Raw genomic sequence first — 12,824 nt, forward strand, 5'->3', positions numbered from 1 at the left:
GCATCTAATTGATACCTTTTCTGCCTGCACTGGAGAGAAACCGGGAAGGTATTTGATACCGTATTTTTCCGGGTTCTGCCCGGCATGGACGATAAGAGAACATTATTATGATACCAAAAAAACTTATCTAATTGTATTTTTTTCCCTTTTGTTTGGGAGGGTGTTTAGTAATTTATATATTTGCGTTTGTAGAAATTAATAGCAAGATGTGTTTTTGTGGACACAAAAACCAAATCTTGCCTGATAAATCAGGAGTTTAGCCCCCTCGCAACTTGGGGGCATATATTATTTAGTATCATAGTATGAAAGCAAATAAAAGAGATAGAATAGTGAAAGTTCGCTTAACGAATTTAGAATATGAAGAACTAACTAAAGCTTCTAAATCTAGCAAATGTATGTCAGATTATTTTAGACAGAGAGTCTTTAGGAAAGGAGTTGGTCTTATTGACCCTAAAGAATTTATTCGTTCGATGGATGAAATTTGTTTGGAAATGAAACGTATAGGAAATAATATAAATCAGTTGGCTAGGTATGTAAATATTCATAAGGAAGAAGTTAATCAAGAGGTTCTTAATGAGGTAGAAAAGAAAATGGCAGACTATGTAATTATGCAAGATAAATTGAATGTTACTTGGCGTAAGTTGATGTCAATCAAATAATATATGTATATATAATATTTATATATATAATTTTAGTGATAAAGACAGCGTTACTATTTCTTTTCCCTAAAGTTCCTTGTGTCGTTTCTCTCTATACCTGAATACAGGAAAACGGCTGCATCATAAAAGAAAAGACACCGACACCATTCAGGAACTACCGCCCATCGGCAAAAGGATTGCATCTAATTGATACCTTTTCTGCCTGCACTGGAGAGAAACCGGAAAGGTATTTGATACCGTACTTTTCCGGGTTCTGCCCGGCATGGACGAAGAGAAAACATTATTATGATACCAAAAACTTTAGGGGAAAATATTATATATATAAATAATATATGAATATATAATATTTGTATATTTATTGTATGAATAAATTATATTGAAATATTCTTTTATTGAATATTTGTTTGTATATTTGCGGTGTGAAGTTATAAATATGGTAGTAGTAGTTTTAAAAGCGGCAACTTCTTTCGCTGGTATTGATTATAATGAGCGAAAGAATGAGGAAGGCAAGAGTGAACTTCTTGTTGCAGAAAATTTTGCTATGAATCCAGATAATTTGAAGAAGTCGGATTATATAGCTTATATGGAATCTGTCTGTAGGACTAATCCAGCGGTCAAGGCAAAACAATTTCATGCAGTGATTTCATGTAAGGGGCGTGAATATTCGGCAGAGGATTTGAAAAATGTAGCTTTGCAATATATAAATAAAATGGGTTATGGAAATAATCCTTATATGATATATTTTCATTCTGATACAGAAAATAATCATGTACATATTGTTTCTACACGAGTACAGAAGAACGGACAGAAGGTAAAAGATAATATGGAAGCTGTGCGCTCACAGAAAGTCATAAATCAAATAATGAATGTTGATTTAGCTTTGAAGGCTAAAGATGATATTTCAAAATACATGGAGTTTTCTTTTTCTACAGTGCAGCAATATAAGTTGTTACTTGAACAATCAGGATGGAAATTAAGAGAAAAGGATGGATTATTAATTTTGTATAAGGGTGGTGAAAAGCACGCTTCAATTCAATTAGAGCAGATAAAAGATAAAGCTAAACAATATACACCTGATGAAGAAAGAAGAAAACAGATAACAGCTCTTTTATTTAAATATAAGCAAGGACTTTCCTATACAGAACTTCAAACTTTGATGAAAGATAAGTTTGGTATAAATTTAGTCTTTCATACAGGAAAAGGACATACTAAACCTTATGGATATACATTAATTGATTATAGAAATAAGAGAGTTTTGAAAGGTGGGGAAGTTATGGATTTGAAGGAACTTTTAGTAGAGCCTAATAAACAAGCAAAAGTTGAACACTGTAATAGTATAATTAATCTTCTTTTGAAAGATGGAACAAAATATACAATGGATAGTTTCAAGAAATTAATGTTAGATTACGGTTATAGGTTTTCAATGAATGGCACAATATTTATAAATGGTGATGATAAGGCTTTATTGGTTCTTGATAAAAAACTGTTGAAAGAACTTAGATATAATAGCAGAGTGTATGAAGCAAATAAATTTAATGTTGCTACACTTAAAGAAGCCGAGTTGTTAAGTAGAATTTATCATGTGAAAAAAGATGATATTTTGATTCAAGAGCATATGGATAAAAAAAATACTGTCTATACTGATATGATAAATAGTTATTTGGCTCATAGTTCAGATTTACATTCTACATTAAGAGAAAAAGGAATTCTTTTTGTTGAAGATGATAATTTAGTTTATCTAATAGATAAAAAGAATAAAGTAATCGTAAGTACTGATGATTTAGGAATCAATATTATAAAAGATGGCTATAGTAAAGATAGGATTACTCTAGTTACTCTTGATAAGATGGAAAGAATAAATGTTGAACAAGATTCAGAACTGGCAAGGGGATTTAATCTGATTGATGCTATTTGTGATATTCTTAGCCAGCATATAAATGTACAGCAAGATAAATCTCCTAATAGGAAAAAGAAAAGAGGACAGCAACAAAATTAATAAATATAAGTAAGATATGATAATATTATTTGGGAATCAGAAAGGCGGTTGTGGTAAAACGACTAATTGCATACAATTTGCCAACTATCTAGTAGAAAAAGGAAAAGAAGTTCTAGTATTGGATTTAGATTTTCAGCGTTCATTATCGGATAGAAGAAAAGAAGATATTGCGACCTATGATAATGAACCTAAATATGAGGTTATACAAACCGATATATCTAATGTTGCTAAAATTATTAGTGATTTTACTAAGGTTGAGCAAGGAAATCTATTAATAGATTTGCCTGGTAAGATTGATGATGATGCTCTGGGAACTATTCTTAAAGCTGCGGATATAATAATATGCCCATTTAAATACGATAAATTTACAATGGATAGTACAGGTTTTTTTATCCAAGTGTTACAGTATTTAAATGTAAAAGCTAAAATATTCTTTTTACCTAACAATATGAGAACTGCGGTAAGATATGAAACAAAAGAACAGGTAGTTGATATTCTTAAGCAAGTTGGTTTTGTTACAGATGAAATACCAGCTTCTGTTGCTATGGAACGTATAAATACATTAGCAATTAGTAATGAGTGTATTGATAAGGTGAAGAATGCTTATGATTATATCATTCAAGAAGGAGCAATAAAATAAAATATTCTTTTAATAGATATTTGTTATAAAGTTATTCATTTATTGTATATATTTGCACATGGCTGATAAATTAAGGAAAAAGCAAAATGAAGGTATTTCTAGTGTTCTGGAAATAGCTAAAATGATAAGAGGTGAAGAATTGCATGGGAGTAGTATAAATGAAGCTCCTATTCAAGAAGCTAAATATGAAGTTGAAGAGGAGAAAGAACCACTTCATGTAGAAATGGAAACAACTTCTTCGGAAGTTTTTAATTTTAATGGCTCTAGTGAAATGGATTTGACGGACTTATTAGAGTACATTAAAGGAAAAAATTATAATTGCAAGGAAGTTCTATATGTTGATACAGATGTAAAAGAGGTGTTTGGGTTGCTCAAAGCTAAAGCCAAAATACCTATTTCATCTTTAGTTTCGTTTATTTTGGAAGATTGGTTAACTAAACACCGTAGCGACATAAGTTCTTTGATTAAGCAAAAAAAGAACCGTTTTCTTTAGTACAGAAAAAGGGTCGTTTTGTGAAACAAAAGATTTTTGGTTAGGCTATAGACCCGTCCAATGGGTTTTTCCTCATTGGACGGATATTTTAGATAGAAACAATAATTTCTTTAGGGATTCCTGTATAATATGCTATTTTTTCTACAGGAATATTATCTTCTCTCATTTTTATTATAATATCAATATTTTCTTTAGTAATAGAAGAAGGTATAAACGTAAATAAAATGTCTGACAATTTGCTTATAGCCTTAATAACTTTTTGTTTGTCAGATTCTTTTTTTAAGTCTATTTCACTGAAAGTTGAAAGTTTATCATGCAAAATAAGATAATATATTCCTCCTATTATTAGTGCAGATATAGTTACAATGTCAATATCTGTATTGGAGAATATGTTTGAGAATTTTTGGCATAAAGGTAACGTGTGCAATTCCCGTAGTTGAGCGGTACGTTGACTAGTTTCATTGTTATTAGCTAGTTCCCATTTTAGAAGTTCTTGCATGATTTTATTTTCTGATAAAGATTGAAATAAACCTACAAGAATGTTCATATATAGTGCTTTATCGTTACTAGATTGTTTTTGTGATTTTACAATATCGCTAAACCAATAGTCGTATTTTTTTACATACTCGTCAATGAACTTATTCAAATCATCATATCTGTTATAGAATTGTACAGGCTCAATTTCAGCTTGTCGCATAATACCTGTAACTGTTAGATTAGAAAATCCTTCAGTTTCAATTAAATGGGTTGCCGCATTAATAATGCTTTCCTTTATGTCTTTGGCACTTCTTCGCTTTCTCCTTTCTTTCATTATTATTTTATTTTTATGTTCTTATTTATATCATTAAGAGTATTGACTAAAGATTCTAATTGTTCAAGTTTATGCGTGGCAAGAACGCTGACCCTTAATCTTGCTTCTTTGGTTCTTACAGCCGGATATACAATTCCAATTGTAAAGATACCTTTTTCTTGCAACATTTTAGCAATTTCGTAAACCTTTTTATTATCTCTTATCATAATAGGAAAAATAGGGGAAACAGATTTTCCTATGTCGAACCCTTCTTCTTTCAACCGTTTTCTAAGATAGTTCGTATTTTCCCAAAGTTTGGTTCTTATTTGTGGTTCTTTTTTTATAATCTCTAAAGCTTTTAGTATGGATGCTGTGACTTGTGGGGTAGGGGCTGCTGAAAACACATTGCTGTCCGCATAAAATTTCAAGTATTGTATTATCTTCTTCGAAGCTGCTGCAAATCCCCCTACGCAACCAAATGACTTGCTGAATGTGCCAGTAATAATATCAATTTGACCTAAACAGTTATAGTATTCAGCTGTTCCTCTGCCATTGGCTCCCATTACTCCTATTCCATGTGCATCATCTAACATCAGCATGGTTTCATAAGTCTTGCAAAGAGTAATAATTTCCGGAAGTAAAGACAAATCCCCATCCTGGGAATATACACCATCTATTATTACAAGTTTAGTTTGATATTGCCCTTTGACTTCTTTTAGTACCTTCTCCAAATATTCTAGGTCGTTATGCCCAATTCGTTTTATATTTGTTCCTTTTAGTCCAGCCATTGCGCTTGTGTGGATATAAGGGTCTATCAATGCAATATCATTTTGACCCAATAAGGCTCTTAGTATTCCGGCATTTGCTCCAAATCCGGAAGAAAATAAAATAGCTTCTTCTTGTCCTACAAAAGAAGCTATTTCTTTCTCTAGCTGTTGGTGTATGTCGAGATAACCACCTATTACTTGTGCAGCGCAAGCACCTGTTCCATATTTTTTTATAGCATCTATACCTGCTTGTTTAGTTTCTTCTCTTTGTGACATACCTAAATAATCATTAGAAATAAATGCAATAACAGGTTCGTTGAAGCCTTCAATTGCCATTGTTGAACCGATACCTGTATGTGAAGTTATCCAATAGCTTTTACATCCGAAATCATTTAGTTGCTCAATGTACTGCTGGAAATCATTTGCTCTCTCAATAGCATTTTTCCCATAGGATAGTTCAAAGTCTTTTAATGAATGATAAGTTTTTTCCATATTAGTATAATTTAGATTGTATATTGCAAAAATAGCAAATATATTATGTTTTTAAGCATTAACAGTGGAAAAAACAATATAATTCTTATATTATATACAATTTGTATTGTATATTTGCGATATGCAAATGCATTTGCTGAATAATTACTAACTTAAAAATATCGTTTTATGAGAAAACAAATTTTAATTTTATTAGGTTTCTCTTTTAGTCTTATTGCTTGTCAGCAAAACGAAGAGATTGGTTCTGTGGAGGATAATGCCAATCCAAACGAACTTACTACTAGAGCTGCTTCTATGAGAAGGGTTCCTACACAAGCGGAAAAGGATAATCTTAAAAAGGATTTCCCAAATTTAGATGTAAATAATATTTCTGTAACAGGAGAAGCAACAGGTACATATAATTGTATTGCTTATTCTATGGGGATAACTAACAAATGGATTGACCCAGAATCTTTTTACAATGATTTTATAGAACAGTATAAAAATGCTAAAACTTTATATGGTTCGTCTTGTAATTATGAACAGACTAGTACAGAAGGTAGCAATGCTACTGTTGATGGTTGGGGAACAAGTAGTATAGATATGACTCATGGAAGTGTTGTATATAGTAGCGGTACTTGGGAGTCAAAACTTGGGCGTTATTTGCGTATTACCCATAAAAGGAGTGAGCTATCTGGCACTTTGTATGGTAGAATTTTGGTTTCTTTTATCGAGAGTAGAACAAAGACTGATATGTCGGAGATAAAGGAACTTGCAAAACAGATAGCACAAGAAGATATTGAACTTTCTGATGCAGAAAAACAAGCTGTCATTGATAAAGCTGCAAATATTAATTGTGAGGTAAAGACTAAGTTTAACGATTTGTTTAATTCATGGAACGAAGAAATTTCAATAAATCCACAAACTAAATATAGTTCAAGTACTCTCGCTTATACAACATTACCACAGTTTAAAGAAATGCAAGCGATGGGTAAAAATATTATTCCGTTAATAATGGAAAAACTTTTAGATGAAGATAATTTCTTTTTGCTTCCTCTATATGATGCTATACAGACTGATTCTCAATTAAAAATAAGCTATAAGAAAGGTGATGCAAAGATTCTAGAAGGAGAACAGAATAAGGCTAAAAGAACAGTTCGTCTTTGGCTAAGTCTTTCGGGAAATTAAGTAAAATATAACTGACTTTTTGGGATAAATAGCTCTTAACGTAATATGCTGTAAGAGCTATTTATATATTTACCTAAAAGTTTTTGGCATCATGGATTTGTTTTCTCTTCGTCCTTTTGTATATGTGGCGTATTCGCGTGCGTCAGAAAGTAAATCTACGTGAACTCTATTGTGTATTTGTTTCTAAGGACATAATTTTAAAACTATATTTATGAAAAAAAAATTCTATTCTTTTTGGGGCGTAAGTCAATTATTGGTAGGAGCAATGACTATTGGTCTTGTCTCTTGTGAAAAAAGTTCTGAACTTTTATATGATTTTTCGGAAACATCAGAAAGTTCAATCCAGTCAAGAGCTATCTCTGTTGCTGACTCTGTGAGTCTGTTTTCTAATATAGATGAGTTTAAAAAAAAGCCAGAAACGAAATCTTATTCTTATTATCCTGAGACAGATGAATTTTATTCATCAAATATGTATGCTGTTAGAGAGCTTCCTTTTGCGTTGAAAGTCAGAGGAGGTGGAGTGGTTGGACAGCCTTATCTTTCTACTCAAGGAATGAGAAAAGAATTGATACTTTCAGCTTATAGTTCTTCAAAATTCTATTTAAAGATTTTGCCACCTAGTAGTGGAATACCATATTTGATTTATTCAAAGTCTTATAATAAGCCATTGGTTTGTGGTCAATATAACAATGACCCAAACAATAAACTTGTTTTTGTTTGGGACTCGGAAGATATAAGTTCTGGAAGTTGGGACCTTATACCATCAACATATAAAGGATATTTTAATATTGAAAATCAGACATATTTAGGAACGGCAGACCCCAATAATCCTTGGAGTGTGTTTAATTATTCTATAGAAGTAAAGAGTAATGGGCAGGTAGGGTATGCAAAATATAATAAGCAACCACAGCAAGAGTTTCTATTAGAGTTTCAGGATAAATTTAAAGTAAAAGAAATAGCATTTGAACCTAAAGCTGTAGTGACGGAATTAGACCCTGTTGTTGTGTATTCAAATGGTCAGACAGGAGCAGTTGCTGGACCATCAAATATTACAATTTATGCAAAAAAAGATGTAAAAGATACTTCTTGTTATACAGAAAAAGGAGCTTTGAAAATTCCAATGGCAAATGAAGAACAAATGTTTTTACGTCCTGCAATAATAGCCGGGCAATTTATTGCCCCTGGCAATTTTAGTAGTGGGGAAATGCCTGATTCAACAATATTTTTGCCTAGAGCTCCTTATACTTCCACAACGTATGAGATACCTAAAACATTATCGGTGACTATTCCGGTAGAAGTTGATGAGCCATCTTTAATTAAAGTAACGACTTATTTAAAGAAATATAGTGTAAAGGCTGACTATACTATTACTATGACTTATCGTAATGGAAATGAGGCTAATGATAGAGAAGTTAAATTTAAAGGTTCTTGGTATGGAATAATAAATACTACATCAAAGGCAAAACCAGACGAAATAGTAACAATTCCTTTAGAAGAATATATGAAAAGTTTATCTAATAATAATCTGCAATAAGAAAAGATTATGAAATCAATATTATATATAATAATTTTATCTGTTATAGCTCCATTGTTTATAGCTTGTTCAGAGGATTTGAACTTATGCGCACAGCAAAATACAGTGGTTGAAACTGATTATTCATGTGATGATGTGATTCTTCAAGAACGTAATCCATCTCTTCCAGATGTTATTACAGGACAACCTTCTTTTGATGAAGAGTTGACAAGAAGTGGTGAGATGATTGGGGGAACTGATAAATATCTAGGTTATGGTTATAAATTGCTTAAGGGGAATTATATACCAAGTGATTTTGATAACTTTACGCATTCCATACTTGATATTGAATCTCTAAAAGAATATGATGAATCATATATTGATGAAAATTATCCTAACTGGAACGACCAGTCATCGTTTGCTTATTATGATTTTAATAATTATACGCATTTTTCATCAATAAGTAAAACTGTGAAAAGTGGATTTTCTTTAAATCTAGGATTTTTTTCTATAGGGAAAAAGAAAACGACAACCGAAACATTTAGAACTTTTATTAATGAATCAAAAGAACAAGCTTATGGGGAAATGAATATATTGTTTGCTCATGGCAAATTTACCTTGTTAAGTTCCAATGGTTCTAATAAAGTGTTTGCAAGGCAGTTTTTAAGAAGGTCTTTTATTAATAATTTATATACCTCTCCTATATCATCTATCATTGATTCATATGGAGATTTTGTTGTTGTTGGTTATTATACAGGTGGAAGAGCTTTTGCGCAATATATGGGTAATGCGGATTCAAATACGAATGTTGAACAGAAAACTAAATCCTTAGAGAAAAATATTAATGCTTCACTTGTATATAAAGGTGATTCACTTAATGGGTCGTTCGGATTTAATGGAAAGGATGGTACTTTTGATTCTACAGTTTACAAAAGACAAGATATATTTATACGTGTAAAAACATTGGGTGGTATTCAAGATGAAACAGGTGTAGTGAATACTACAATGGCACTTAAAGACATAAATATAAACTTGCAATCTTGGAGAAAATCATTAAATGATTCAAAAAATCATACAGTGATTGATTTAATAGAAGAAGGATTATATCCAATGTCGGATTTTGTACTGGAAAGAAACTTTCAAAGACGTTTTGATGATACTTCTAAGGAAATTCTTCTTCCTGTTACAAGACTTTATACTCCGTCTATTACGATTGCAAGAGTATTGACAAAGACATCTGCTTCGGGAGAAAGTTTATATGATGTAGCTGCTGTGTTAACAACAAGACAGGGTGACCAAATAGTATTGAGTAAAAGTAATGCTACGGATGCGGAATTAAGGCAAAATGAAGATGATAATGTTTTTATCAAAAAAGCCCAAATTATATCGGCAGAAATATCAAGGTATTTCAGCTCTGATATTCAGATAAGTTATAATACTAGAAAGCGTATTAATCCTCAAATGCGTTCTCCGCTATGTATGGTTTTGGAGAACTTCAATGAAAAAGGTTTCTGTAAGTACTATCATGAGGCAACTAATATGGAATATTTATACGACCCAACTACCAAACTCTGTTTTTCATTTTTTGCAGATGAAAGAGATGAGAGTTTGCTGGAAGTATATGGTCTTAGTTCATGGGCTTCTAATTTAGTAGAAAAACAGATTTCAATAGCAACATTAGCAAATCTATACACAATTATAGGATTGTAATTTTGAAGTCTGGTATTTATATTAATATAATCTATTTTAATACATGGTACATTATTTTAAACAATCTTGCTTATTAATGCTTTGGGCATTATTTTTAGTAAACATAAGTTTTACAAGTTGTGATGATAAAAATCCAGAGGTACAAATAGGAGAACTTACTCCCCAAAAACTATATCAAACCTCATGGCGTGGTACAGGTCGTTGTGATGCTTGGGTAGTTCCCAATATGGGAGTAGGTATGCAATTTATAGATACTCAATCGGGGAAAGTAAATTGGGAAAGTTACGATGAAATTGATATTACTTACAAAATAGAAGGAAAATATATCATATTTAATAGCAATGCTTTATATTTAGGTGGTGCTCCTTGGGTTATTAAAAGCTATACCCAAAAACATATAACTCTTATACAAAATGAAGCAAGTCCAGATAAAGAGAAAGTAGCTATAATAGAATTAGATAGGATAGATTGATTTCGATTGTATTGTTAAAAGGTATGTATTTGGATGCTCTCTTTTCATATTATAAGTATTTGTTATTATACTGGTATCATTTTTATGAAATGGACATAGGGAAAAGAAGATTCTCGTGTTGCTCTTTCTGGGTTTCGGGGAGTGAAGGATATTAATCACATATTCATATTATTTATATATAATATGGCATTTTGTCCTTCTTCTTTTTCCCTATAGTTTTATGGTATCAATTCTTTGTGTCCGGCTTCCAGCAGCTTTTTGTATTTGGTATCAAAAAGGAGTTCTTCAGGGTGTACCAGGGACGATAATTCGGTATCATTTCATCATGCTATATACGCCCATCAGTGCCAGAACTCCAAAAGAATAGGTATCACAAATTCTTTAAAGTAATATTGGAAAATAAAAGAGAGTATTTTGTACTCTCTTTTATTTTATTAGGGCTGTAATAAATTGATGGCTTTTTGAAGATTAGCTTCTAGCTCTTTTTTAGCGTTTGACATAGCATCCTCATAGTTTTTTTCTGATTGTCTTATAATTTCTATTATAACAGAATTATAATTGGCTTTTTGCGCTTCATCTTCTTCTGTATTAGAAATCAGATAAAACTTTTCACTAAATATTAAATCTATAAAAACATAGTTAGAATAAAAATTCAGCACTTGAAATAAAAGTTTTAGGCTGCCCCCTTTTCCTAGTTCAAGATTTGAAATCGCATTTTGTTTACAGTTCAGCTGTTCTGCTAATTGAGCTTGGGAATATCCTATATGCTCTCGGATTTGCTTTAACCTTGTGCCTAAAATTGGTAATGTAATGTTATACATATTGTTCTATTACTGTTTCTACTTCGTCGTATATTCTCTTAAAGTTTTTTTGCAGTAATTTCTCTCTATTATCTGCTGTCCCAAAGTTATATACTTTTGGCAGTTCTTTGTAGGCTTCTTCTTCTTTCTTAATTTTTTTTAAATCTAAATTGGTTTTGCAATGGTACATCGCTGTTGGAAAATTATCTTCTTGTCCAAAATCTAATGCAACTTGCCCTACTAATGTACCAGCTTGTAATGAAGATATTTTGGATGCCGGGATAACAAAATCCATTTGTTCATTCATATTAATTGTTGTTTCGTTTCTTCTGATAGTAACACCTTCTTTTACTTGCTTAACTTTTCCAAATAGTTTTTGTAGCCAATCTAAAGTTTCAGGAGCTTTAGCTTGCCCGGATAAAGTGTTACCTATAATAGAAGTTATAGTTTTTGCGGTAGCTTTGCCGTATTGTTCTTCTAATTGCGGTAGTTCCTGTAATCCCAAACAAATTGAAACCTTATTGCTACGTGCAGTAGAAAGTAGTGTTGCAAGTTGATAAAAATATAATGTGGGACATTCATCTACTATGATTGAAGTAGGGTAGTTACCTTTTGTATTGACAAGTCTAGTTAATCGGTTAATGATAAGTGCATTTAAAGCACTATTCATGCTTTGTGTTTTAGGGTTATTTGCAATGATAAGATAACTAGGGTCTTTTTTATCTGATACTTTTAAATTGAAATCATTGCCACTAAATACCCAAAAAGATTCTTTAGTAGCCAGTCTTGATAACTGTACTTTTAGACTTGCCATCTGTCCTTCTAATTGGTCCACTGCTCCTGATTTATATGCAGCTTCAAATGGGGAAACTAGTGATTTTAATTCAGGTTCGGAAAAGAGGACTTTAAAAAGTACGTCATATTCTTGATTAAGGAAAGCCAGTACATGCGGTAAATCTGAATATTTGCCATTCTCGTATCTAGACCAAAAATAAATAGAAGCTGCTAACAAGTTTACTGCTGATGTTTTAAAAAAATCGCTATTACCTCCACTTCCTTTGTCGCCTTTTTGTAAACTCTCATATAATGCTTCTGCCGTTTCTGTTGCATCTGCTAGGATTTCTATATATTCTCGTTTCAATGGGTTTATTCTTCTACTATATTCAATATCAGAAAAATTAATGACATTGAACTTGAAATTACTTGGTATTTTTCCTAATTGCTTGTTCTTTTGATAATTATAATATGCAATTTTGGCAAGTTCAGGATCGGGTAGGTCAGCGCCCTTACGGGCGCTTTCCCCCCTAAGAACCGTGCGTGATAGT

At 31.8% G+C, this 12,824-nt stretch carries 12 protein-coding genes; 8 read left to right on the top strand and 4 right to left on the bottom strand.

Annotated elements, in window-relative coordinates:
- Positions 1-302: 302 nt before the first annotated feature.
- From mobC to HC965_RS25830, 4 genes are all read left to right on the top strand, one after another.
- Entirely contained in the window at positions 303-659 is a 357-nt protein-coding gene (gene mobC / locus HC965_RS25815; protein WP_007557662.1) for a plasmid mobilization relaxosome protein MobC, read from the top strand.
- 433 nt (positions 660-1,092) lie between these two features.
- Entirely contained in the window at positions 1,093-2,655 is a 1,563-nt protein-coding gene (locus HC965_RS25820) for a relaxase/mobilization nuclease domain-containing protein (protein WP_007559083.1), read from the top strand.
- A gap of 16 nt (positions 2,656-2,671) precedes the next feature.
- The gene (locus HC965_RS25825; RefSeq protein WP_004295355.1) at positions 2,672-3,295 is read left to right on the top strand and encodes a ParA family protein; all 624 of its coding nucleotides are present in this window, start codon (positions 2,672-2,674) and stop codon (positions 3,293-3,295) included.
- Positions 3,296-3,353: 58 nt separating this feature from the next.
- Positions 3,354-3,788 carry a hypothetical protein gene (locus tag HC965_RS25830; protein ID WP_007557648.1) on the top strand — a complete coding sequence of 145 codons (435 nt, stop codon included), beginning with the start codon at positions 3,354-3,356 and terminating at the stop codon, positions 3,786-3,788.
- A gap of 88 nt (positions 3,789-3,876) precedes the next feature.
- Here the strand turns inward: HC965_RS25830 and HC965_RS25835 are convergent, their stop codons facing one another.
- Entirely contained in the window at positions 3,877-4,599 is a 723-nt protein-coding gene (locus HC965_RS25835) for a TetR/AcrR family transcriptional regulator (RefSeq protein WP_007559082.1), read from the bottom strand.
- 2 nt (positions 4,600-4,601) lie between these two features.
- Entirely contained in the window at positions 4,602-5,837 is a 1,236-nt protein-coding gene (locus HC965_RS25840; RefSeq protein WP_007559081.1) for an aminotransferase class I/II-fold pyridoxal phosphate-dependent enzyme, read from the bottom strand.
- A 168-nt stretch (positions 5,838-6,005) separates the two neighbouring features.
- On the opposite strand from HC965_RS25840, the gene HC965_RS25845 reads away from it, so the two are divergent.
- The 4 genes from HC965_RS25845 to HC965_RS25860 all read left to right on the top strand — a co-directional run bounded on the left by HC965_RS25845 (position 6,006) and on the right by HC965_RS25860 (position 10,699).
- Entirely contained in the window at positions 6,006-7,004 is a 999-nt protein-coding gene (locus HC965_RS25845; protein WP_004295351.1) for a hypothetical protein, read from the top strand.
- Positions 7,005-7,215: 211 nt separating this feature from the next.
- Positions 7,216-8,538, top strand: coding sequence for a hypothetical protein (locus HC965_RS25850; RefSeq protein WP_005647361.1), 1,323 nt, complete (start codon positions 7,216-7,218; stop codon positions 8,536-8,538).
- A 9-nt stretch (positions 8,539-8,547) separates the two neighbouring features.
- Positions 8,548-10,227: an MAC/perforin domain-containing protein gene (locus HC965_RS25855; RefSeq protein ID WP_007559167.1), complete on the top strand. Its 1,680-nt coding sequence runs from the start codon at positions 8,548-8,550 to the stop codon at positions 10,225-10,227.
- Positions 10,228-10,303: 76 nt separating this feature from the next.
- Complete coding sequence (locus HC965_RS25860; protein ID WP_004295347.1) at positions 10,304-10,699, top strand: hypothetical protein; 396 nt, start codon at positions 10,304-10,306, stop codon at positions 10,697-10,699.
- Positions 10,700-11,133: 434 nt separating this feature from the next.
- Here the strand turns inward: HC965_RS25860 and HC965_RS25865 are convergent, their stop codons facing one another.
- Complete coding sequence (locus HC965_RS25865; protein WP_007559164.1) at positions 11,134-11,520, bottom strand: helix-turn-helix domain-containing protein; 387 nt, start codon at positions 11,518-11,520, stop codon at positions 11,134-11,136.
- On the bottom strand, positions 11,513-12,824 hold a 1,312-nt coding region (locus tag HC965_RS25870), incomplete at its 5' end, for a type IV secretory system conjugative DNA transfer family protein (protein ID WP_191034159.1). The genes HC965_RS25870 and HC965_RS25865, both read right to left, overlap by 8 nt.

The organism is Bacteroides sp. GM023, from assembly GCF_014750685.1.
Classification (GTDB): Bacteria; Bacteroidota; Bacteroidia; order Bacteroidales; family Bacteroidaceae; genus Bacteroides.

Bases quoted from the DNA above. Each gene is read 5' to 3' on its own strand.
- HC965_RS25835 (WP_007559082.1), bottom strand. From the start codon at position 4,599: ATGAAAGAAAGGAGAAAGCGAAGAAGTGCCAAAGACATAAAGGAAAGC.
- HC965_RS25845 (WP_004295351.1), top strand. From the start codon at position 6,006: ATGAGAAAACAAATTTTAATTTTATTAGGTTTCTCTTTTAGTCTTATT.
- HC965_RS25850 (WP_005647361.1), top strand. From the start codon at position 7,216: ATGAAAAAAAAATTCTATTCTTTTTGGGGCGTAAGTCAATTATTGGTA.
- mobC (WP_007557662.1), top strand. From the start codon at position 303: ATGAAAGCAAATAAAAGAGATAGAATAGTGAAAGTTCGCTTAACGAAT.
- HC965_RS25840 (WP_007559081.1), bottom strand. From the start codon at position 5,837: ATGGAAAAAACTTATCATTCATTAAAAGACTTTGAACTATCCTATGGG.
- HC965_RS25820 (WP_007559083.1), top strand. From the start codon at position 1,093: ATGGTAGTAGTAGTTTTAAAAGCGGCAACTTCTTTCGCTGGTATTGAT.
- HC965_RS25860 (WP_004295347.1), top strand. From the start codon at position 10,304: ATGCTTTGGGCATTATTTTTAGTAAACATAAGTTTTACAAGTTGTGAT.
- HC965_RS25830 (WP_007557648.1), top strand. From the start codon at position 3,354: ATGGCTGATAAATTAAGGAAAAAGCAAAATGAAGGTATTTCTAGTGTT.
- HC965_RS25825 (WP_004295355.1), top strand. From the start codon at position 2,672: ATGATAATATTATTTGGGAATCAGAAAGGCGGTTGTGGTAAAACGACT.
- HC965_RS25855 (WP_007559167.1), top strand. From the start codon at position 8,548: ATGAAATCAATATTATATATAATAATTTTATCTGTTATAGCTCCATTG.
- HC965_RS25865 (WP_007559164.1), bottom strand. From the start codon at position 11,520: ATGTATAACATTACATTACCAATTTTAGGCACAAGGTTAAAGCAAATC.